Genomic DNA, 21,603 nt, shown 5'->3' on the forward strand with positions numbered 1-21,603 from the left:
GCAGCGGTCAGCCGTGGTGCTGGCGGTCGGCGACGGCCGGGCTGTCCTGCAGGTTGTCCGGCGGGATCGCCAGGGCGCGTAGCGATCCGGCCATGATGTCGCTGAAGGTGGGCGCCGAGACCAGGCCGCCGAAGTAGCCGATCCTGGTTGGCGAATCGATCATCACCGCCAGCACCAGTTGCGGGTCGGACGCCGGCGCCATGCCGACGAACAGCGAACGGTAGGACTTGTCCGCGTAGCCCCGGCCCGAGGCCTTGCGCGCGGTGCCGCTCTTGCCCGCCACGTGGTAGCCCGGCACGCGGGCGCGGACCACGCCCTTCGGGTCTTCCACCACGGTTTGCAGCATCGCCCGGATGCGCCGTGCGATCTGCGGGTCCATCGCCTGGCGCACCTGGTTCTGCGGGTTGTCGCGGAGCAGGCTGAGCGGCACCAGCTTGCCGTCGTTGGCGAACACCGAGTAGGCCTGGGCCAGCTCGGCGGTGTTCACCGCCAGGCTGTAGCCGAACGACATGCTGGCGGTGGCGATGTTCGACCATTTCTCGTGGAACGGCAGGTAGCCCGGGTTCTCGCCGGGGAAGCCCAGCGATAGCGGCGCGCCGAAACCGACCCGGCCGAGCTGTTCGAGGATCGGCTTGGGTCCGATCTGCAGGGCGACCTTGCTCATGCCGATGTTCGAGGAGTTGATCAGCACCCCGGTCATGGTCAGTACGTCGCGCCGGGCGACGTCGTGGATGGTGTGCCCGTCGATGGTCATCCAGCCCGGTGCCACGCTGACTTGACTGTTCTCGTCGAACTTGCCGGAGGCCAGCGCCGCCGACATGCTGAACGGCTTGATCACCGAGCCCGGCTCGAAGGTATCGGTGAGGGTGCGGTTGCGCATGAAGGCCGGGGCGAAGCTGGCGCGGTTGTTCGGGTTGTAGGAGGGGAAGTTGGCCATCGCCAGGATCTGCCCGCTCTTCGGGTTCACCAGGACCGCCGAGCCGGAGTGCGCGCCGAACTTGAGCACGGCCTTTTCCAGCGCCTTGTAGGCGATGAACTGTAGTCGCAGGTCGATGCTCAGGGCCACGTCCTGGCTGGCCTTGGGCGTCTTCAGCACCTTGATGCTGTTGACCAGCGAGCCGCGCGGGTTGATCGCCACCTCGCGTACCCCGTCCTTGCCGCTCAGCCAGTCGTTGAAGCCCAGCTCGGTGCCTTCCTGGCCGCGGCCGTCGATGTTGACCAGGCCGATCAACTGCGCGGTCAGCTCGGAACTGGGGTAGAAACGCTTGTATTCCTTGATCTGGTGTACCCCGGTTATGCCCAGGGCCATCACCTCGCTGGCCTCGATCGGCGACAGGCCGCGCTCGAGGTAGAGGAAGCGCTTGTTCGGGTTGGCCTGGAGCTGGGCCAGCAGCGGCGCCGCGGGGCGGTGCAGGGCGCCGGCCAGGCGCGGCACCTCGTCGAGGTGGGCGGCCATTTCCCTGGGGTTGCACCAGATCGACGCGACTTCGGTGGATACCGCCAGCGGCTCGCCGTTGCGGTCGGTGATCATGCCGCGGGTGACCGGGATCGGCAGGTCGCGGATCGAGCGGAGGTCGCCCTGGTCGGCGAGGAATTCGTGGTCGTGGACCTGGAGATAGACCAACCGTCCGGAGACGGCCAGGGAGGCGAGGACGAACAGGGTGACGACAAGGATGAAGCGGTAGTTTCGGCGTTGACTGCTCATGCAAGGGCACACTGGGGAAGAGGGAGAGCGGAAGCCCGTCCGGGGCAGTGCTGAAACATCCTGTTGCAGTTGGCAACTGTACCGTCACCCGCCACCCGCCGGTCAAGCCCTTTGCCGCCGTCTAGAGCACCAGGCGCATCGCGCAGCGGCTGTCGGCGGCGAAGCCGATCTCCTGCTCGTGGCCGAGGATCGCGCGCAAGCGCTCGCCGGCTTCCTGCCAGGTCAGCCGCTGGAAGCCCAGGCGTGCGTAGAACGGCGCGTTCCAGGGCACGTCGCAGAAGGTCGTCAGGGTCAGCGCCCGGCAGTGGCTGGCGTGGGCGTAGGTCACCGCGCGCTCCAGCAGGCGGCGGCCCAGGCCCTGTTGCTGGTGGGCCTGGGCGATGGACAACTCGGCGATGTGCAACTCGTCGGCGCAGCGTTCGGCGGCGAGGAAACCGACCGGCTGGCCATCGGCGTCTTCCGCCAGCCAGTGGCTGCCGCGCTCGATCAGGCGGCGATGGAAGTCCACCCCGGCGACCCCGGCGTCGGCGATCCAGGCCAGCTCGGGCAGCAGGCGGAAGCTTTCCCCGGCTGAGCGCTCGATGGCCGGGAGCAGCGCGGCGTCCTCGTCGCGGCTGGTTCTGATGCGGTAGTCCATTGGCTTTTCACTCCATGAGCAGGCCGTCGAGCAGCACGTCCAGGGCCTGGCAGGCCCTGGCCAGGCTCTCCGGCGGGTGTTCGGCGTTGGCGATACGCAGGGCGGCGTCCACCAGCGCGCCGTTGAGCAGCCAGGCCAGGGCCTCGGCGTCGGTGCGGCGGACCCGCCCGCTGTCCATCAGTTCGCGCAGTTGCCCGGTCATCGAGCTTAGGCAGCGCAGTTGGCTGGCCTCGCTGCTGGGGCTGCCGAGGATGGCCGGGGCATCGCGCAGGACGATGCGCTGGATTTCCGCTTCCAGGGCCATTTCCAGGTAGGCCCGGTTGTAGGCACGGAAGCCGCTCCAGAGGTCCTCGCCGGCAGCCAGGATGGCGCCGAGGCGAAGGTTCATCTCGTCGTCGATCTGCTGCACCACCGCGGCCAGCAGGCCTTTCTTGTCGCCGAAGTGGTGATACAGCGCGCCGCGGGTGAGGCCGGCGCTGGCGGTCAGGTCGTCCATCGAGGCGCCGGCGTAGCCGTTGTCGGCGAACGCTCGGCGCGCGGCGTCGATCAGCTTGGCGCGGGTTTCCTCGATCATCTCGGCGCGAGGCTTGCGGGCCATGCGAGGTCTCCGGGTGGCGAAGGGGCTTCAGGATAATTGACATACGCTGCGTATGTCTCCATGATTTTTGACATACGCAGCGTATGTTAATTTCGTCTTCTCCCGTCGTCGCCGGTTCCGCTGGAGCCGGCCAGCCGAGGCTTTCCATGAGCAACCCCTATCTCGAACTGTTCGCCGCGCCCGGCGCCAAGGGCTTTTCAGCCGCCGGCCTGCTGGCGCGGATGCCCCTGTCGATGACCGGCCTGGGCATCGTCACCATGCTTTCCCAGGTGCATGCCGACTACTGGCTGGCCGGTACCGTGGCGGCCACCTTCGTGTTCTGCAATGCCTTGCTCGCGCCGCAGGTATCGCGCCTGGTGGACCGCTTCGGCCAGGGCCGGGTGCTGCTCCCGGCCGCGTTGGCCAGCGCCCTGGCGATGAGCGCGCTGTTGCTGTGTACGCACTATCGAGCGCCGAATACCTGGCTCTACCTGTTCGCCTTGCTCGCCGGGGCGATGCCGAGCATGCCGGCCATGGTGCGGGCGCGCTGGACCGAGCTGTACCGGGGCTCGCCGAAGCTGCACACGGCGTTTTCCTTCGAATCGGTGATGGACGAGGTGTGCTACATCATCGGGCCGGTGCTGGCGGTGAGCCTCAGCGTCGGCTGGTTCGCCGAGGCGGGGCCGCTGCTGGCGACGCTGTTCCTGGTCGCCGGGGTGAGCCTGTTCAGCCTGCAACGCGGCACCGAACCGCCGCTGCATGCCCATCCGCGGCGCCGCGCCGGCAGCGCGCTGGCCTATCCGGCGGTACGCGTGCTGGCGCTGGTACTGGCCGCCATCGGGGTGATCTTCGGCGCGGTGGAAGTGGTCAGCGTGGCCTTCGCCGAGGCGCACGGCAACAAGGCTGCGGCAAGCCTGGTGTTGTCGGTCTATGCCGTCGGCTCATGCCTCGCGGGATTGCTGTTCGGGCTGCTGCGCTGGCGCCTGGCGCTTTCCCGGCAACTGCTCTGCATGGTTACGCTGATGGCCCTGAGCCTGATGCCGCTGCTAGGGGTGGAGAGCATCCTCGCGCTTGCCCTGACCGTGCTGGTGGCCGGTTTCAGCGTGGCGCCGACGATGATCCTGGCCATGGGCCTGGTCGAGCGCGCGGTGGACCCGGCACGCCTCACCGAAGGCCTGACCTGGGCCATCACCGGGCTGGGCATCGGCATGGCCCTGGGCTCGGCGCTGGCCGGTTGGGTGGTGGAGGGCTACGGCGCCGCCAGCGGTTTCCTCGTCGCGGTCGGCGCCGGCTGGCTGGCCTGGCTGCTGGCCCTGGCCTGCTTCCGGGTGCTGGCTCAGGACGAGGCCGGAGACTGCGCGGTGTCCGGCTGAGCCGGGAAGGCGTATTCGCGTTCGACCCGGGCGATCCGCGCGCTGAAACCGGCGTACCAGTCGCGCCGGCCGCGCGCCTGGGTGTCGCGGTGCTCCGCGTGGCGGCTCCAGGCACGGATCGCCGCCTCGCTGTCCCAGTAGGACACGGTGATGCCGAAACCGTCGGCGCCGCGGACCGACTCCACGCCGAGATAGCCCGGCTGGCGGCTGGCCAGTTCCAGCATGCGCTCGGCCGCTTCGGCGTAGCCGTCGTCGACGGCGCTGCGATGGGAGCTGAAGATCACTGCGTAATAGGGCGTAGGGCCGCGCCGGGGGCGGTCGCGGCGCTGCGTCCGGCACGCCTCGACGAATGCCTTCGGCAGTGGCGGCAGGACGCCGGCCAGGGCTGCCCGCTCGGGTTGGAACAGGGTGGCGACGAAGAACGGATGCTGTTCCAGCTCCACCGCGCGGATCGCTCCGTCGGCGCTCCAGGCGCTGGCCCGCAGTGCGCCGCCGGTAAGTTCCGCGGCGAAGCGCGGGGCGATTGCGTAGCGGCAATGGTAGTCCGCCTCGATCCAGTCGGCGGCATACGCCAGGGCCAGGCGCGAGCCGCGCAGCAGGCGGACTTCCTCGCGGGCTTCGAGCAGGGTGCAGGGCAGGGCGGCGATCACCGCCTGGTCGCTGTGCGGATGCTGCTCGCCATGGGTCGCCGCCTGCCAGCCGAGGGCGTTGCGGGCGAACTCGAGGATCGTGTGCTGGAAGCCGGCGCAGGTACCGAGGAACGGCCGGCGCCGGCCCCGGGCATGGGCGATCAGGCGCAGCACCGCGTCGGCGTCGCGATAGGGGCTGCCCGGCACGCACCAGAACCCGTCATAGCGCTCCAGCGCCGGTTCGGCGGGCAGGCGGTCGCTGGCCAGCCAGTCGAATGCGATCTCCAGGCCGAGTGCCTCGCCGGCCAGGCGCAGGGCCAGGGGAATCGCCCGGTGGGCGGTGATGTGCGGGTCGTGGTCGCCGACCAGGGCAATGCGCAGCGGTGCCGCGGGAGGGGTGGACATCCGTTTTCGCTCCAGTTTCGCCACGCCGGTTGGCGGGCCCTGGCGCTCACTCTATAGTTGCGTTTCCGCACTCGATATCGGCGCCAATGCAAAAGATGAATGCACCGCTGCAATATCGCCTGGACCATGCCGATCTTGCCCTGGTCCTCGCTCTGGTTCGCGGCGGCAGCCTGGCGCGGGCCGCGGAGTTGCTCAGGGTCGATGTGTCGACGGTCTTCCGGGCCATCCGCCGGCTGGAGAAGAACCTCGGCAAGGCGTTGTTCGACAAGAGCCGCAGCGGCTACCTGGCGAACCAGACCGCCCGCCGCCTGGCGCAGCAGGCGGAACTGGCGGAACAGGCGCTGGAGGCGGCGCGCATCGGCCTCGAACTGGAGCGCGAGGTGCTCAGCGGTACCGTGCGCCTGACCTGCTCCGACGCCGTCCTGCATGGCCTGCTGCTGCCGGCGCTGGCGCGCTTCATGCCTGGCTATCCGGCCCTGCAACTGGAGCTGGCGACCTCCAACGACTTTGCCAACCTCAGCCGGCGCGACGCCGACATCGCCCTGCGCATGACCCGCACGCCGCCGGAACACCTGGTCGGGCGCAACCTCGGCGAGGTGCGCTACGTGCTCTGCGCCAGCGAACGCTACCTGGAGGGCCGCGACGCGACGGAGCCCGCCATGCTGCACTGGATCGCCCCGGACGATTTCCTTCCCGACCACCCGAGCGTGGTCTGGCGTCGTCGACACTATCCTGGGGTGCTGCCGGCCTACCGCTGCAACGGCGTGCTGGCGGTCGCCGAGATGGCCCGCGCCGGCCTCGGCCTGGCGGCGATCCCTGCCTACCTGCTACGCGACGGCGACGGCCTGCGGGTACTGGACGCCAACCTCGAGGGCTGCGCCAGCGCCCTGTGGCTGCTGACCCGTCCGGACTGCCGGGCGTTGCGCTCGGTGGTCGCGTTGTTCGACGAGCTGGGGCGGCATGTGCGATTGGGTGATGAGTGAAGGAGGAGGGCCGTGCCCGGTACGGCGCGCTCCCGCTCCCCAACCCTCTCCCGCGAGCGGGAGAGGGGCTGGAATGGCGTTTCGCCAGAGGCCTGGCGCTCAGCCGCGATCCGCCGCGGCCGGTCCCGGCGGCGGAATGTCGCCCACCGCCGCCGCGCCGGTGTCCTTGCGCAGGCGCTTGACCTCGTCGACGCTGACGCTCGGCGCCTGGTTGCCCCAACTGGTGCGGATGAAGTTGACCACGTCGGCGATCTCCTGGTCGTTCATCCGCCAGCCGAACGGCGGCATGGTGAAGCTCGACGGTGCCTGGTGGGTGGCCGGCAGGGTGCCGCCCTTGAGCACGATGTGCACCAGGGAGGTCGGGTCGCTGCCGGTCACCACCGGGTTGCCGGCCAGGGCCGGGAAGACCCGCGCATAGCCCTTGCCGTCGGTGCGGTGGCAGGCCCCGCAGTTGTCGACGTAGAGCGCCGCGCCGGTCTTGCTGTCGTCGCCGTGGAACAGTGCCTGGGCCACGCTCTCGTCGTAGACGTGCGGCTGGTCGGCGGGGTCCGCCGGCGGCAGCGACTTGAGGTAGCGGGCGATGGCGGTGAGGTCGGCGTCGGTCATGTACTGCATGCTGTGCACCACCACGTCGGACATGCCGCCGAACACCGCGCTGCGCTCGCTGCGGCCGGTGCGCAGGAAGCTGACCAGGTCGGCTTCGCTCCAACTGCCCAGTCCGGTCCGGTGGTCGCCGCGCAGGCTCTTGGCGATCCAGTTCTCCAGCGGCGCGCTGCCGGACAGGTAGGCCGCGCCATCGCTCGCCGCCAGGGCCTCCTCCTGCATGCCCAGCCCACGCGGGGTATGGCAGGCGCCACAGTGGCCGAGGCCTTCGACCAGGTAGGCGCCGCGCGCCAGCACCGGGTCCTGCCCGGCGGCGGCCTGGAAGTCCTTCACCTCGGGAGCGAAGGTCCAGCGCCAGAATGCCAGCGGCCAGCGCATCGACAGCGGCCAGGGGATGTCGCTGGCCTTGTTGGGCTGCTCCACCGGCTCCACGCCATGCATGAAGTAGGCGTAGAGGGCGCGCATGTCCGCTTGGCTGACTCGCGCGTAGGACGGGTAGGGCATCGCCGGGTAGAGGGTGTCGCCGGACCTGGCCACGCCGTGGCGCACGGCGCGGTCGAAGTCCTCGAAGCTGTAGTCGCCGATGCCGGTCTTGCGGTCCGGGGTGATGTTGGTCGAGTACACCGCGCCGATCGGCGTTTCCATCGGCAGGCCCCCGGCGAACGGCTTGCCGTCCCTGGCGGTGTGGCAGGCCACGCAATCGCCGGCGCGGGCCAGGTATTCGCCCTGCCTGACCAGGGTCGGGTCCGGCGCTGCGGCGGCCTGGGCGATGCCGCAGGCGAGGGCGGAGAGGGCGAGGAAGGCTGTCGGTTTCATCGTTGCGCTCCTCATGCCTGCACCAGCGGACCGGGGTTCTTCAGGTATTGCTCGCGGATCGCCTTGGCCGACCAGTAGGCCAGCGCCGCCACCAGCCCAGTGGGGTTGTAGCCGGTGCCCTGGGGGAAGGCCGAGGCGCCCATGACGAAGACGTTGTGCACGTCCCAGCTCTGCAGGTAGCGGTTGAGCACACTGGTCTTCGGATCGCTGCCCATGATCGCCCCGCCGAGCAGGTGGGTGGTCTGGTAGACCCGTGTATTGAAGTGGTCGCCGAAGTTCTTGACGCTCACCGAGATGGCCTTCGGGTTCATCGCTTCGGCGATCTTGCGCATGTGCTCGGTGACGTAGCGGCTCATGCGGATCTCGTTGTCCTTCCAGTCGAAGGTCATGCGCAGCAGTGGCTGGCCGTAGGCGTCCTTGTAGGTCGGGTCGAGGTCGAGGTAGTTGTCGCGGTAGGTCATGTTGCTGCCGTGGGCGTCCATCGACACGGTGTGCGTGTAGGCGTCCTTGACCGCCTGTTTCCAGCCGCTGCCCCAGCTCGGCGTGCCGGGCGGCACGGCGAGGCCGCCGATCGGCTTGGAGCCGGCCTGGTTGACCCACATCGGCGAGCCGCCGACGAAGCCCAGCGGTCCGTGGTCGAAGTTGTCGGCGTTGAAGTCGTCCACCGCCACGCCGCCGCCGCCGGTGCCGACGAAGGGGTTGGTATGCACGTCCTTGTCGAAGAACGCCTTGATGGTGGCCATGTTCTGGTAGGCGAAGTTCTTCCCCACCACGCCCTCGCCGGTGCGCGGGTCGTAGGGCTTGCCGATGCCGGAGAGCAGCAGCAGGCGCACGTTGTGGAACTGGAAGGCACTGATGATCACCAGCTTCGCCGGCTGCACGATCTCGCGCCCCTGGGCGTCGACGTAGGTCACGCCGGTGGCCTGCCTGCCGTCGCTGTCGAGGTTGACCTTGAGCACGTTGCAGTTGGCGCGCAGTTCGAACAGCGGGGTCTGGCGCAGCGCCGGCAGGATGTTCAGGTTCGGCGAGGCCTTGGAATACATGTAGCAGGCGTAGCCGCTGCAGAAGCCGCAGAAGTTGCACGGCCCCATCTGCACCCCGTAGGGGTTGGTCCAGGGCCCCGAAGCGTTGGCCGCCGGCAGGTCGTAGGGGTGCAGGCCGAGTTCCTCGGCGGCCTTGCGGAACAGTTGCGCGGAGTACACCTGGCGCAGTGCCGGCAGCGGGAAGTCGTCCGAGCGGTCGGCGGCGAACGGATTGCCCTTGCCGACCACCTGGCCCTTGACCGTATGCGCGGTGCCGGAGGTGCCGAAGACCTTCTCGGCGAAATCGAAGTGCGGTTCCAGCTCCTCGTAGCTGACCCCGTAGTCCTGGATGGTCATGCCTTCGGGGATGAATTTCTTGCCGTAGCGTTCCTCGTAGTGACTGCGCAAGCGCAGTTCCTCGGGCATGATCCGGAAATGCACGCCGGACCAGTGCAGGCCGGCGCCACCGACGCCGTCGCCGGGAAGGAAGGCGGAGAGCTGGCGGTAGGGCAGCGCGGTATCGTTGATCCCGTGGCGGATGCTCACGGTGCTCTTGGAGAGATTCTGGAACAGCTTGCCGCGGGTGTTGTAGGTCAGCTCGTCGAGGGTGTTCGGGTAGGCACCGTCGGGATAGGTATCGCGGTTCTCGCCGCGCTCCAGCGCCACCACGTTGAGCCCGGCCTCGGTCAGCTCCTTGGCCAGGATCGCTCCGGTCCAGCCGAAGCCGACCACCACCGCGTCCACCGGTTTGAGTGTCGTCGCCATGTTCAGCCCCTCTCGCCGGAAATCGCCACCGGCGGGAAGGGATACTTCTCGCCGCGGTCGGCCCAGTCCATGAAGTCGGCGCGGGCGCCGGGGAAACCGACCAGCTTCCAGCCCACCAGGCCGCGATTGCCGCCGTGCTGCGGATCGGAGAAGAAGCCTTCGTGGGTGTTTTGCAGCAACTGGCCGAAGAGCAGCTTGGCCGGCAGGTCCTGCAGGTCGATCTGGCCGGCTTCCAGGCGTTGCAGGATGTCGTCCTGCGCCGACGGCTCCAGCTCGGCGAACGGCTTGCCCTGGTTGGTCTTGCTCCAGCGTTCCAGGGCGGCGATGCCGACCCGGTAGATGTCGCGTGGCACCAGCTTCAACTGATGGCCGAACTCCGGCGCGGCGTCGGTGACGAACGGCCCCTGCATGTACCAGAGTGCGCCGTGCCCGTAGGGGGTTTCCATCTGTCGGTCGATGAACTCCGGCACCCCGGCCTCGATGGCGCCGGGGCCGTTGTCGTCGCTGGGGATCAGTCGCGCCACCGCGGCGTTGACGAAAGCCCATTCGGTGTTGGTGAAGAAGCGAGGCTGGTAGCGTTCGCGGGGTTTGTCCTGCTCGGCGGCGGGCGTCTGCATGGCATGGCCGACGCCATAGCCGGCCAGGGTCACCGCCGGGATCACGGTCAGGGTCTTGCGCAGGAAGTCGCGGCGGCCGTTGACGGCCTTGTCATCGGGCATGGTGGGGTCCTCTCTGGATCATCACGGTTTCGTCTTTCTGATAATGATTAGCAGGCTAATTATAAGTTCATGTGTCACGTTGAAAAAACGTTTCAGCAAGGATTCAGGCAGGCCAATACCGGCAAGTGAAGCAGAACGGCGCGCCGGGCGTCGGCCCGGCGCGGCCTTCAGGCGCCTCGCCGTCGCGCCCAGGCCGAAGGGTTGACCAGGTTCAGCGGCCGCTCGCCGGCGAGGGCGGCCAGCAGGTTGTCCACCGCGCAGCGGGCCATGGCTTCGCGGGTTTCCTCGGTGGCCGAGCCGATGTGCGGGGTGGCCACCACGTTCGGCAGGCGCAGCAGCGGCGAGTCGGGAGACAGCGGCTCGCGCTCGAACACGTCGAGGCCGGCGGCGCGGATCCGCCGCTGGGCCAGGGCCTCGATCAGGGCCGCCTCGTCGATCACCCGGCCACGGGAGATGTTGATGAAGATCGCCTGTGGGCGCATCCGGGCGAACTGCGCGGCACCGATCAGGCCTTCGGTGGCGGCGGTCAGCGGCAGGGTCAGGCAGACGAAGTCGGATTCCTCGAGCAGCGCGTCGAGGGAGCGGTAGCTCGCTGCGTAGCGTTCTTCGACGTGGGGCTTCGGGCTATGGCTGTGGTACAGCACGCGCATGCCGAAGCCGTGGTGCCCGCGCCGGGCCAGGGCCTCGCCGATGCGGCCCATGCCGACGATACCGAGGGTCTTGCCATGCACGTCGGTACCGAACTGGGCGGCGCCGACGCTCTTCTTCCATTCCCCGGCGCGCACCCAGCCGGCCAGTTCCACTACCCGCCGGGCTGTCGCCAGGATCAGCGCGAAGCCGGTGTCGGCGGTGGTCTCGGTGAGCACGTCGGGGGTATTGCTGAGGAGGATGCCGCGGCGGTCGAGGTAGTCGATGTCATAGTTGTCGACGCCCACCGAGACGCTGGCGATGGCTTCCAGTCGCGGTGCCAGGTCGAGCAGTCCGGCGTCCAGGCGCAGGCTGGCGCCGAGCAGGCCGTGGGCCTCGGGCAGGGCGTCGCGCAGGCGGGCCAGGCCGTCGCGGCCGGGCTCCTCGATCAGGAGCACCTCGACCCGTTCGCGCAGGCGTTCCATCAGGGGCGCGGAGAGACGTTTGTAGAGAACCACTTTCTTCATCGGATGCTCCGGAGTCGGTCAGGGGTGGGCCGGCGCCGCCCGCCGCGAGGCGTGCGCGCGAGCGGCATCGGGCTCGCGCTTGTCGGCGTGCGGGTTGAGGAACACGGTGAGCAGCATCGACAGCAGCAGCGCTCCGCTCATGAACAGATAGGAAGCCCCGGGCCCGCCGGTGATGCCGTTCAGGTAGCCGACCAGCCAGGAGCCGGAGAACGAGCCCAGCGCGCCCATGCTGTTGATCAGCGCCATGGCGCCGCCGGCGACGTTGGCCGGGAGGACTTCCGGGACGATGGCGAAGAACGGTCCGTAGGGCGCGTACATGCAGGCCCCGGCCAGCACCAGCAGGGCGTAGGACAGCCAGAAGTGCTCGCTGCCGAGGGCGTAGGAACCGTAGAAGGCGATGGACGCGATGAGCAGCGGCGGCCAGACGAAACGCTTGCGTTTCTGCAACCGGTCCGAGGCCCAGGACACTCCGAGCATGGCGATCACCGCCGCCAGGTAGGGCAGCGCCGACAGCCAGCCGGCTTCGATGATGTCGATGTTGGCGCCGTGCTTGAGGATCGACGGCAGCCAGAGGACGAAGCCGTAGACGCCGATGCTCCAACAGAAATACTGCAGCGAGAGGACGATGACCTTTGGCGAACGGAACGCCTCGCGGTAGTTCTTCACTGGCTTGATGCCCTGCTGCTCGGCGGCCAGGGCGTCTTCCAGGGCGCGTTTTTCCGAGCCGCTCAGCCAGGCGGCCTGGCGCGGGCGGTCATCCACCAGGCGCCACCAGATGAAGGCCCAGATCACCGCCGGCAGGCCTTCGATGATGAACATCCAGCGCCAGCTGAAATGCTCCACCAGGTAGCCGGAGACCACCGACATCCAGAGGATGGTCACCGGGTTGCCGAGGATCAGGAAGGTGTTCGCCCGCGAGCGCTCGGCGCGGGTGAACCAGTGGCAGAGGTAGACCAGCATCGCTGGCATCACCGCCGCCTCGACCACGCCGAGGAGGAAGCGGATGCCGATCAGCAGATAGACGTTGGCGACCATCCCGGTCAGGGTGGCCAGTCCGCCCCAGAGGATCAGGCTGACGAAGATCAGCTTCTTGACGCTGCGCTTTTCCGCGTAGATCGCCCCCGGCACCTGGAAGAAGAAGTAACCGAGGAAGAACAGCGCGCCCAGCAGCGAGGACAGCCCGGGGGTGATCCGCAGGTCGTCGGCCATCCCGGAGGCGGCGGCGAAGCCGTAGTTGGCGCGGTCCAGGTAGGCCAGGCTGTAGGTGACGAAAACGATCGGCATGATGTACCACCAGCGGCTGCTGGCGAGGCGAGGCATGGTCATGGTCGGGTATCTCCTGAGCTTGTCTTGTTCTTGTCGCAACAGGTGCCGCGTGGGCGGCGGGTTCAGGCGCTCCTGCGGCGCTCGCGGTCGAGCAGTTGGCTGCGTTTCGGCAGCCCCTCCATGTCGCCGCGGACCTGTACCGCGCGGCTGCCGATCCAGTTGCCGCGCGCCACCGCGTCGGGCAGCGGCAGGCCTTCCAGCAGCGCGCTGACCACCCCGACCGCGAAGCCGTCGCCGGCGCCCACGGTGTCCACCACGGTCGCCACCGGCACGCCGGGGACCAGCCCTTCGCCGTGGGCATCGCGATAGTAGGCGCCGCTTGGGCCGAGCTTGATCGCCACCGCGTCGACGCCCATGTCCAGGTAGAACGCGGCGATATCCGCGGGTTCCTGCCAGCCGCTGAGCAGCCGGCCTTCCTCCAGGCCCGGCAGGACCCAGTGGGCATGCGCGGCGAGGGCGTTGATCTCGGCGATCATGCGGCGCTCGCTGGGCCACAGCGAGGGTCGCAGGTTGGGGTCGAAGGACAGGCTGGCGCCCTTGCCGCGCATGCGCCGCATCAGTTCGTGGGACAGTTCGCAGGCACTCGCCGAGAGTGCCGGCGGAATGCCGGTGGCGTGCAGGTGGCGGGCGCCGAGCATTTCTTCGCGGATATGGGCGAGGCCCAGCCGGCTGGCCGCCGAGCCGCGGCGGAAGTACTCGACTCGCGGGTCGGCACCATCGACCTCGCGGGACTTCATCTGGAACCCGGTGGGCGCTTGCGCGTCGACCTCGACGAAGCGGCAGTCGAGGCCCTCGCGGGTCAGGCTGTCGAGTACGAAGCGGCCGAGCGAGTCGTCGCCGACCCGGCTCAGCCAGGCCACCGCGAAGCCGAGGCGGGCGAGGCCGATGGCGACGTTGCTGTCGGCGCCGGCGATGCGCTTGCCGAACTGCTCGACGCGGTCCAGTTCGCCGGGCTGTTCGGCGACGAACATGGCCATGGTCTCGCCGAAGCAGAGGATCTCGAAGTCAGCCATGCTGGCGTTCCTCCTGGGGATGGCCGAGGCGGGCGAGGGCGGCGATGTGCCGGCGGCTGAGACTGAGCAGGTCGTCGCCCTGCAGCGGGTATTCGATGGCCCGCGCCACGCCTTCCGGGAAATGCTGCAGCAGGCGCTGCCAGTACTGCAGGTCGGCGGCCGACGGCGGTACCGCGACCAGCTTGCCGTCGCGGTTGCGGATCACCGCCTTGCAGTGCACGTAGCCGACGTAGCGGCCCAGGCGCAGGGCGGCATCGTCCACCGCCTGCTCCTGCCAGCGCCAGTTGCCGATGTCGAAGGTCATCGCCAGGTCCAGTTGCTGGCGCTCGGCGAGGCGGAAGAAGCGTTCCAGCACCTCGATCCGGCCGCCCTGGGGCGTCTGGTCGTTCTCCACCAGTAGCTGCAAGCCGTGGCGCGCCAGGCGCCGGGCGAGGGCGGCGAGGTCGGGCTGTTCCGGCAGATGACCGAGCGAGACCTTGAGCCAGCCGGCCCCGCAGGCTTCGGCGCGGCGCAGGGTCGGCTCCAGCTCGGGGTTCAACTGGCCGTCTTCGCGCCACAGCTCGAGGGGCGAGGAGAACACGCATTCCAGCCCCTGCAACTGGATGGCGGCGGTCAGCGCTTCGGTATCCGGCGGGCCGGCGAAGAGTTCCTCGCGCAGTTCCACGCGCTGCGCGCCGGCCATCCCCAGCAGGGGCAGGAAGCTGGCCTGGCCGCGACTGCGAACGAGGTCCGCGCCGTAGCTGGAAAGACTGATGGAGACAGGGTGAAGGGACATTGGCGATCCTCTGAAACCGGTTTCATTTCAGGCCGTGCGAAAGCCGCCGGCAACGCGCCGGCGGCAGGCCGCTAGCCGCGTGGATGGGTCGAGCCGCGAACGATCAGTTGCGCCGGGAAGGTCACCCGGCGCGCCGGCTCGCGGTCGCCTTCGAGTCGCGCCAGGAGGCGCTCGAAGGCGGTGCGGCCGATTTCGTCGGTGGGTTGGGCGAGGGCGGTGATGCCGCTGCCCACCAGCGGGTACCAGTCGAGTTCGTCCAGGGCCAGCAGGCCGACCTCGTCGAACAGCCGGCAGCCGAGGTCGCGCAGTTGGCGGGTGGCGCAGAGGGTGGCGACGCCGTTGCAGGTGAACAGCGCCTTCGGCCCGGGGCCGCTGGCCGAAAGGAAGGCGCGCAGGCCGTCGCGGAAGAAGTCGTCGGTCTGCAGGACCTGGCCCTTGAGCGCCGGTCGCCGGCCGATGGAGGCATTGAAGGCCTGGACCCGCTCGATCCGCGAGCTGGTGCCGTCGAGCGGTTCGGTGACCAGCAGGATGTCGCGGAAGCCGCGTTGTTGAAGGTGGTCGAGGGCCTGTTCGACGGCGTCGGCGTTGTCCAGGCCGACCAGGTCGGTATCCAGCTCGGCCAACTGGCGGTCCACCAGCACCATCGGCAGTTCGCGGTGCAGGGCGCGCAGTTCGCCGGGATGGTGGCCGAGGGTGTTCACGATCAGTCCTTCGACGTTGTAGGACTGCAGGGCGGCCAGGTGATGACGCTCCTGCTCGTCGTCGCGGTCGGTATTGCACACCACCAGGCTGTAGCCGTGTTCACGGCAGGCGGTTTCCACGCCATGCATGACGGCCACGGAGTAGGGGTTGAGGATGTCCGCCACCAGCATTCCGATCAGCCGTGTGCGCCCGCGCTTGAGGCCTCGGGCCATCTGGTTGGGGCGGTAGTCGAGCTGGTCGATGGCGCGCTCGATGCGCCGGGCGGTGGCATCGGCGAGCAACTGGCGGTCGCCGCCGATATAGCGCGACACGCTGGCCTTGGAGACGCCGGCGGCCTCGGCCACCTGGTTGATGGTGACGCGGCCACGGCTGGGCAGTACTGAACCATTCACGGACCTGGTACCTCTTGGTGCTGTTCTTATTGGTGTGTCCGGCTGGTCTTCGCCAGCGGATGCCAGGAGCTGAAACCGGTTTCAGAAAATACCAGAAGGCCGATTCCCGTCAACGGAAAAAAACGCCTACCGAGGGTCGGTCAGGCATGACAGCCAGGAGGCTGTTCATGAAAAACGAATAATCGTTTCGCATGATGGCTTTCGATTATTAATGTCGAATGGAATGAATGTGCCGTATCTCCATAAATAAAAAGGAAGTTTGTCCAATACTTGAGAAACTACTTTAAGAGTGGTTTGTCGGTAGAAAGCGATCAATCAGGCGGGGCTCGCTGACATGAAAGCACCCGGCCGACCGTCTGAAGCAGTTCTCACTTATCGGAAAACGAAGGTGGCGCGCTGAAACTTATGCGCGCCTGGCGGTCTTTAACGACGACCTGACCGCCCGGTCGCGTCATCACGCTCACCGATCGTTGCGGGTCCTGTCGAATGCCGCCGTTCCGTCGCAGCAGGATTTTTTCGACAAGACCCGTCCGGACCCACTTCCCGGCTAAGGAATGACAGGATGAGCGCCGCCCTGGAGCGATTGAATCATCTGAACCTGAATCACTTGTATGCCTTCGTCGCCGTCGCCGAACACAACAGCTTCACCGCCGCGGCAGAGGCCCTGGGCTTGTCGAAATCGCTACTCAGCGAGCAGTTGCGACGCCTGGAGGCCGACCTCGGGATCCAGTTGCTGACCCGTACCACCCGTCGCATGACCCTTACCGATCGCGGCGAACTGCTGTTCGGCGTGGCCCAGCGCATGCTCGGCGAGCTGGACGGCGCGCTCTCCGATGTGCGCGACCTGCAGGGCGAGCCCAGTGGCCGGTTGCGCATCACTGCGCCGCAGGACTTCGTCAAGTGGCACATCAGCAGCGTTTCCGCGGCGTTCATCCGGCAGTTTCCCAAGGTCCAGGTGGAAATGCTGGCCGATGACCAGTTCAGCGATCTGGTCGGCCAGCGCATCGATCTCGCGGTACGTATCGGCTGGCCGCGCGACTCCGGCCTGCATGCCAGCAAGCTGTGCGACTTCCAGCAGGTTGCCGTGGCGACGCCGGGATACCTCGCCGGCCTGCCGCCGGTGCTCCAGCCGCACGACCTGGCGCGCTGCGAATGGATCGGCCATACCCGCCTGAGCACGCCCTGGACCTGGACCTTCGAACGCCAGCGCGAGCGCGCCACGGTGCAGACCCGAGGGCGCCTGCTGGCGAACAACACCCTGGCGGTGTACCGCCTGGTGCTCGACGGTGCCGGCGTCAGCGTGCTGCCGAGCTTCCTGGTGGCCCGCGAGATCGCCCGCGGGCGGCTGGTCCGGCTGCTACCTGGCTGGCACCTGCCGCAGGGCGGCATCTATGCCCTGTACCCCTCGGCGCGCTACATGCCGGTGCGGGTCAGGGCGTTCATCGAGTCGCTGCGCGAGCATCTCGGTCGCGAGCCGTTCCGCCTGGCGCAGGGCGAATGACGCCGGGCATCCGTGCCTGGGCGGGAGGGCGAATAACGCCACCGGCGTTATCCGCCACCGACGTCATGGATAGGCGGCGGATAACCGCGAGCGGTTATTCGCCCTACGGATCGGGCTTCGGCAGCATCTCGGTCGCAAGCCATTCCAACTGGCGTAGGGCGAATAACGCCACAGGCGTTATCCGCCGCTGGCGTCGCGGATAGGCGGCGGATAACCGCGAGCGGCTATTCGCCTTACGGCCCCAGGCTGCCCAGGTAGCCGGCGAGCGCCTGGATGTCACTATCCTCCAGGCCGCCGGCGACCGCGCGCATGGTCGCGCTGTTGCCGCGCTTGCCGTCGCGGAAGCCGTGCAACTGGGTTGCCAGGTATTCCGCCCATTGCCCGGCCAGGCGCGGCGCCTTCAGCGCCGCCAGGCCCTGGGCGGCGGGCCCGTGGCAGGTGACGCAGGGGGGTACGCCGCGCTGCGCCAGGCCGTTCTCGAAGAGCTGGCGACCGCGTTCGCGTTGCGCCGGGTCGGCCAGGGTCTGCTCGCCGGCACTCATGCGCTGGGCGGCGAACCAGGCGGAGACGTTGACCACGTCCGCCGCGCTCAGCTCCTCGCCGCGACCGTTGGTGGCCGGGTTGCGCCGGCGCTGGGTCTTGAGGTCGTAGATCTGCTTGTACAGGTATTCCCGGTCGAGCCCGGCGAGCTTCGGGTAGCTGCGGTTCGGTCGTGGCCCGCCGTTGCCGTCGTCGTCGTGGCAGCGCGAGCACATCTTCTGCGCCATCGCCTTGCCGCGCGCCAGGTCGGCGGGCGCGTCCGGGCCCGGCACGGCGGCGGCCAGCGGCAGGGAAAGCAGGGCCGAGAGGCAGCCGGCCAGCCAGCGTTTACGCTCAGTCATGCTGCCAGGGCCCCCGCAGCCAGCCGTGGATGTCGTAGTCGGCCATGCAGCGCTGGACCATCGCCTCGCAGTAGGCCAGGTGCCCGCGACGGCTGGCCCAGGCCAGCGAGTCGAGGCGGATCTGCTCGGCATTGCCGGAATAATGGCTCTCATAGACCGCGTGGCGCGCGCCGAACTCGCTGCCGGTGGCGTCCCAGATCAGCTTGAACAGCTTCAGGCGCTGCTCCGGCTCCAGCTCGGCACCGCGGTAGTAGCTGTCCACCAGCCGCCGCGCCTCGCCGTCGCGCAGGTCGGCGGCGCCCGAGACGGTGACCAGCGGGGCGCCGCCGAGGGCGCTTTCCAGCAACTCGCGGACACGCTTCCAGATCTGCGGCACCTGGATGCGCAGGGCATTGGCGTACTCCAGGCGCGGCACCGCCGAACCGGCGGCGTTGCGCTCCGGGTCGCGGGCCATGGCGGTGGTCAGCGCCTGCAGCAGGTGCTGCAGGGCGATCAGCTCGCCGAGGGCCGCCTGTATCCCGCGGAAGCCCTGGGTGCCATTGGCGCGCACGCCGAGGGAAAGCAGGCCGATCATCAGTTCCAGCTTCACCCCGAGGCGGATGCCGGACTGGAAGTTGTACAGGTTGGCGAAGCCCGACTCGGCATAGAAGCCGGTGGCGCGGCGCAGGTCGCGGTAGACCAGGACGTCCTCCCAGGGAATCAGCGCCTTGTCGAACAGCAGCACGCTGTCGTTCTCGTCGAAACGACTGGACAGCGGGTAGTCGAAGGGACTGCTCGCGCGCTCCTCGTAGGATGGCCGGCACATCAGGCGCAGGCCGGGGTTGTCCATGCGGGCGAAGAACACAACGGCGAAGTCCTCGGCCTTGCCGGCCTCCATCTGCGCCGAGGCGACCGGGGCGACGAAGGTGGCGTTGGTGATGGCGCTGCCGGTGGCGAGCATCTTCGCCCCGCTGACGACGATACCCTGGTCGGTCTCGCGTTCGACGTGGACGAACACGTCGCGCATCTCGTGGATCGCCTTGCTGCGGTCCAGCGGCGGATTGATGATCGCGTGGTTGAGGAACAGCCCGCGGTCGGCGAAGGCGCGGTGCCAGGCGCAGGCGTTCTGCCGGTAGTCGCCGTAGAAGCCGGCGCCGGCCTCCAGCCCGGACATGAACGCCGCCTTGTAGTCCGGGGTACGCCCCATGAAGCCGTAGGTCATGCGCGACCAGCAGCCGATCGCCTCGCGCGCGCCGAGCAGGTCCTCGGCGTTCTGCGCGGGGGTGAAGAAGCGGTGGCTGCGGCGGCCCTGGGCATCGACCCGGGTGAGGACGTCGCGCTGCTCGCCGTGGAGGCCGTCGTAGAGCCCGGCGATGCTGCGGCAGGCGTTGCGGAACGCCCTGTGCCGGGTGACGTCGGCGACCCGTTCGCCGTTGAGGTAGACCTGGCGACCGTCGCGCAGGCTGTCGAGATAGTCGGCGCCGGTCATCAGCGCGTTGGGGACGGAATGGCTCATGCTGGTTCCTTGTCGGGACGCCGGCCGTGGCGCGCACGGCCGGCGGGGCGGTCAGTCGCGCTGCAGGTGCGGGTTGCGCAGCGCCGGCTCGGCGTGGATATGCACCCGCCGCAGGTGGCGCGGCGCGCGGTGGGCGAAGGCCTCGCGACCGTGCAACAGGGTCAGGTTGTCGGCGATCACCAGGTCGTCGCTGCGCCAGCGGTGGGCGTAGTGCGCCTGTGGGTGGTACAGGCAGCGGCGCAGGCTGGCGAGCAGTTCGCCGCGCTGTTCCGGGGCGATGCCGTCGTAGTGGAACTCGGAGGGGTTGATGAAGCTGGCGTCGCCCTCGACCGGCGGTTCGCAGAAACGCAGGATAGGGAATTCGCGGCGCGGGTGGCGCTCGACTATCGGCGCCGCCGAGCGGCTGCTGTAGTGCGCCGCGCTGCGCTGGTACCGGCCGCTGGCGCGGCGCCAGAGTTCCAGCTCGCTACTGTCGGCCAGTTGCAGCGCCGCCGGGGTCGAGCTGAAGGTGGTGCGGCCGCCGTCGCTGTCGCCGGGCGCGTCGACACAGTGGAACAGCTGGAATTCCGGCACCGTCTCCAGGTACATGCCGTCCCAGTGCAGCGGCACGTAGTTGTTGGCGAAGATGTGGTCCTCGGCGCCCTCCTGTTCCACCAGCTCGAGCACCGCGCCGAACGGCCACAGCATCACTTCGCCGAAGTCGTGGCAGTAGCGGGTCAGGCTCTCGGCATCGGCGAAGGCGGCGAAGCCGCGCAGGAGCAGCAGGTGGTGGCTGCGCGCCAGGCCCTTGAGCCACTGCGCCGGCAGCTCGCCGACGTGCATGCCGGGGCGGCCGGGCTCCAGCAGCAGGCCGAAGCGCGGCTGGTTGCCCTGTTCGTCGCGCAGCGGCGAGAGACGTACCGGTTGATCGCTGAGATAGGCGTTCATCGTCTGGCTCCTCGGGCTCAGGCCACGGCGGCGCGCCGGGCGGCCCTGGCCGGCAGGCGGTAGTGACTGGGCTGGCCGTTGATCTGCACCAGTTCGCCGCCGAGTTCCAGCACCTCGCTGCGCTTCATCAGCACGAAGCGGTCCTCGGTGTTCACCGCCACGCCGTGCCAGGGCGTCAGCCAGTCGTCGCGGGTCGGCATCATGTGGATGCCGAACTTCAGACTGTCCGCCGGCTGCGGATGGATGGACAGGCGGATCGCGCGGGGGAACTGGTCGGCCAGCAGCGCGCCCCAGGCCCAGCTGCGCTGGATCACCCCGTAGGCGCGCTCCTTGGCGTCGCGTTGCAGGGCGGTCTTCGAGCCCTGGTAGTCGGGGGTCAGGCCGTCCTCGTAGAGGAAGCGGGTGATGGCGCGGTACAGCAGCAGGCCTTCTTCGCTGGCCAGCAGGGTCTCGCGGATGCTTTCCAGCGGCTCGGCGTAGCCGTCGATCAGCAACTGGCGGAGCTGCTCGTGGTTGTCGCGCTGGGCCTCGAAGGCGCGTACGTCCTCCAGGTTGAACACGCCGATATGGGTGGCGCCGATCTCCTCGATCATCAGGCGCAAGGCATCCTGGTAGGCGCTGATGTGCGCATCGCCGATCCTCACCAGGTCGCCGAACACCCGGCCGTCGGAGCAGACGGTGATCTTCGCGCCCGGTGCATAGAACAGCTGGATGCGCTGGCACAGGTGGTTGAGGAACGACAGCGACAGGCGCTCGGCCATGTCCGGACGGCTGTCGAGGACCTTGCCGGGGTTCGGCGACTTGGCCGGAAACGCCGGCAGGACGAATTCGATGGGCTCGCCGGCTTCGATGAAGGCGGCGATGCGCGGCAACTGGACCTGTTCGATGCGGCGGATCTCGTCCGCTTCGCTGGCGCTCTGGCGATGCTCGGGGTAACGGCGGCGATAGAGCAACAGTTCTTTCAATACGCGTGCGGGAAGGGTGTCTTCGGCGATGGCGTACATGCAGGTGTTTCCTCCTTGTGGGCGGATGCCGGCGGGGCCGGCAGCGGAAGGCGACATCCTGTGGACTCGCCGCCGGGGGATAAACCGGGGAAGGCCGGAAACACTGTTCGCTGAAGCTTGACGATGGGCGCCGGGCACGGGCGGGCCGCCGGCGTTGTCGCGTATCGCGGGGAGGGCGGAAGGAAGCGGCCGCCGGCGG

Annotated in this window: 19 protein-coding genes; 3 read left to right on the forward strand and 16 right to left on the reverse strand. The window is 68.6% G+C overall.

The window, feature by feature from the left end:
* Positions 1–7 precede the first annotated feature (7 nt).
* The 3 genes from HMPREF2924_RS10085 to HMPREF2924_RS10095 form a co-directional block, all read right to left on the reverse strand.
* A complete protein-coding gene (locus tag HMPREF2924_RS10085; RefSeq protein WP_003110751.1) occupies positions 8–1,705 on the reverse strand; it encodes a peptidoglycan D,D-transpeptidase FtsI family protein in 1,698 nt (565 codons plus the stop codon).
* Between the two features lie 121 nt (positions 1,706–1,826).
* On the reverse strand, positions 1,827–2,342 hold the full coding sequence (locus tag HMPREF2924_RS10090; RefSeq protein ID WP_003089295.1) for a GNAT family N-acetyltransferase: 516 nt from the start codon (positions 2,340–2,342) through the stop codon (positions 1,827–1,829).
* A gap of 7 nt (positions 2,343–2,349) precedes the next feature.
* Positions 2,350–2,940: a TetR/AcrR family transcriptional regulator gene (locus tag HMPREF2924_RS10095; RefSeq protein WP_003089292.1), complete on the reverse strand. Its 591-nt coding sequence runs from the start codon at positions 2,938–2,940 to the stop codon at positions 2,350–2,352.
* A 146-nt stretch (positions 2,941–3,086) separates the two neighbouring features.
* Between HMPREF2924_RS10095 and HMPREF2924_RS10100 the strand changes: the two genes are divergently transcribed.
* Entirely contained in the window at positions 3,087–4,292 is a 1,206-nt protein-coding gene (locus HMPREF2924_RS10100; protein ID WP_003131799.1) for an MFS transporter, read from the forward strand.
* On the opposite strand, the gene HMPREF2924_RS10105 is transcribed toward HMPREF2924_RS10100, so the two are convergent.
* Entirely contained in the window at positions 4,256–5,326 is a 1,071-nt protein-coding gene (locus HMPREF2924_RS10105; RefSeq protein ID WP_003131801.1) for a CTP synthase C-terminal region-related (seleno)protein, read from the reverse strand. The two genes, HMPREF2924_RS10100 and HMPREF2924_RS10105, sit on opposite strands and share 37 nt — an antisense overlap.
* An 86-nt stretch (positions 5,327–5,412) precedes the next feature.
* Between HMPREF2924_RS10105 and HMPREF2924_RS10110 the strand changes: the two genes are divergently transcribed.
* Positions 5,413–6,309 (forward strand): LysR family transcriptional regulator, encoded by an 897-nt coding sequence (locus HMPREF2924_RS10110; protein ID WP_003131804.1) that lies wholly within the window; start codon positions 5,413–5,415, stop codon positions 6,307–6,309.
* A gap of 99 nt (positions 6,310–6,408) precedes the next feature.
* Here HMPREF2924_RS10110 and HMPREF2924_RS10115 read toward each other — a convergent pair whose 3' ends face one another.
* From HMPREF2924_RS10115 to ptxS, 8 genes are all read right to left on the reverse strand, one after another.
* On the reverse strand, positions 6,409–7,728 hold the full coding sequence (locus tag HMPREF2924_RS10115; protein ID WP_003131805.1) for a cytochrome c: 1,320 nt from the start codon (positions 7,726–7,728) through the stop codon (positions 6,409–6,411).
* 11 nt (positions 7,729–7,739) lie between these two features.
* Positions 7,740–9,515 (reverse strand): GMC family oxidoreductase, encoded by a 1,776-nt coding sequence (locus HMPREF2924_RS10120; protein WP_003110747.1) that lies wholly within the window; start codon positions 9,513–9,515, stop codon positions 7,740–7,742.
* 2 nt (positions 9,516–9,517) lie between these two features.
* Positions 9,518–10,234: a gluconate 2-dehydrogenase subunit 3 family protein gene (locus tag HMPREF2924_RS10125; protein ID WP_003131807.1), complete on the reverse strand. Its 717-nt coding sequence runs from the start codon at positions 10,232–10,234 to the stop codon at positions 9,518–9,520.
* Positions 10,235–10,401: 167 nt separating this feature from the next.
* Positions 10,402–11,388: a 2-hydroxyacid dehydrogenase gene (locus HMPREF2924_RS10130; protein WP_003110745.1), complete on the reverse strand. Its 987-nt coding sequence runs from the start codon at positions 11,386–11,388 to the stop codon at positions 10,402–10,404.
* A gap of 18 nt (positions 11,389–11,406) precedes the next feature.
* Positions 11,407–12,714, reverse strand: coding sequence for an MFS transporter (locus HMPREF2924_RS10135; protein WP_003131809.1), 1,308 nt, complete (start codon positions 12,712–12,714; stop codon positions 11,407–11,409).
* A 62-nt stretch (positions 12,715–12,776) separates the two neighbouring features.
* Entirely contained in the window at positions 12,777–13,727 is a 951-nt protein-coding gene (locus tag HMPREF2924_RS10140; protein WP_003089272.1) for a sugar kinase, read from the reverse strand.
* Positions 13,720–14,502 carry an apurinic/apyrimidinic endonuclease family protein gene (locus HMPREF2924_RS10145; protein WP_003110742.1) on the reverse strand — a complete coding sequence of 261 codons (783 nt, stop codon included), beginning with the start codon at positions 14,500–14,502 and terminating at the stop codon, positions 13,720–13,722. The genes HMPREF2924_RS10140 and HMPREF2924_RS10145 overlap by 8 nt, the downstream gene beginning before the upstream one ends.
* 71 nt (positions 14,503–14,573) lie before the next feature.
* Complete coding sequence (gene ptxS / locus HMPREF2924_RS10150; protein WP_003089268.1) at positions 14,574–15,596, reverse strand: transcriptional regulator PtxS; 1,023 nt, start codon at positions 15,594–15,596, stop codon at positions 14,574–14,576.
* Between the two features lie 562 nt (positions 15,597–16,158).
* On the opposite strand from ptxS, the gene ptxR reads away from it, so the two are divergent.
* Positions 16,159–17,097, forward strand: a complete 939-nt coding sequence (gene ptxR / locus HMPREF2924_RS10155; protein WP_003110741.1) for an HTH-type transcriptional regulator PtxR — start codon at positions 16,159–16,161, stop codon at positions 17,095–17,097.
* A 233-nt stretch (positions 17,098–17,330) separates the two neighbouring features.
* On the opposite strand, the gene pvcD is transcribed toward ptxR, so the two are convergent.
* From pvcD to pvcA, 4 genes are read right to left on the reverse strand one after another with little or no spacing between them, the layout of a single operon-like run.
* Entirely contained in the window at positions 17,331–17,978 is a 648-nt protein-coding gene (gene pvcD / locus HMPREF2924_RS10160) for a paerucumarin biosynthesis heme-binding protein PvcD (RefSeq protein ID WP_003089261.1), read from the reverse strand.
* Complete coding sequence (pvcC, locus tag HMPREF2924_RS10165) at positions 17,971–19,473, reverse strand: paerucumarin biosynthesis protein PvcC (RefSeq protein ID WP_003089259.1); 1,503 nt, start codon at positions 19,471–19,473, stop codon at positions 17,971–17,973. Before pvcC ends, pvcD begins: the two co-directional genes overlap by 8 nt.
* 51 nt (positions 19,474–19,524) lie before the next feature.
* The gene (pvcB, locus tag HMPREF2924_RS10170; RefSeq protein WP_003131813.1) at positions 19,525–20,400 is read right to left on the reverse strand and encodes a paerucumarin biosynthesis oxygenase PvcB; all 876 of its coding nucleotides are present in this window, start codon (positions 20,398–20,400) and stop codon (positions 19,525–19,527) included.
* Between the two features lie 17 nt (positions 20,401–20,417).
* A complete protein-coding gene (gene pvcA / locus HMPREF2924_RS10175; protein WP_003089256.1) occupies positions 20,418–21,404 on the reverse strand; it encodes a paerucumarin biosynthesis protein PvcA in 987 nt (328 codons plus the stop codon).
* Positions 21,405–21,603: the final 199 nt, after the last annotated feature.

The organism is Pseudomonas sp. HMSC063H08, assembly GCF_001813645.1.
Taxonomy (GTDB): Bacteria; Pseudomonadota; Gammaproteobacteria; order Pseudomonadales; family Pseudomonadaceae; genus Pseudomonas; species Pseudomonas aeruginosa.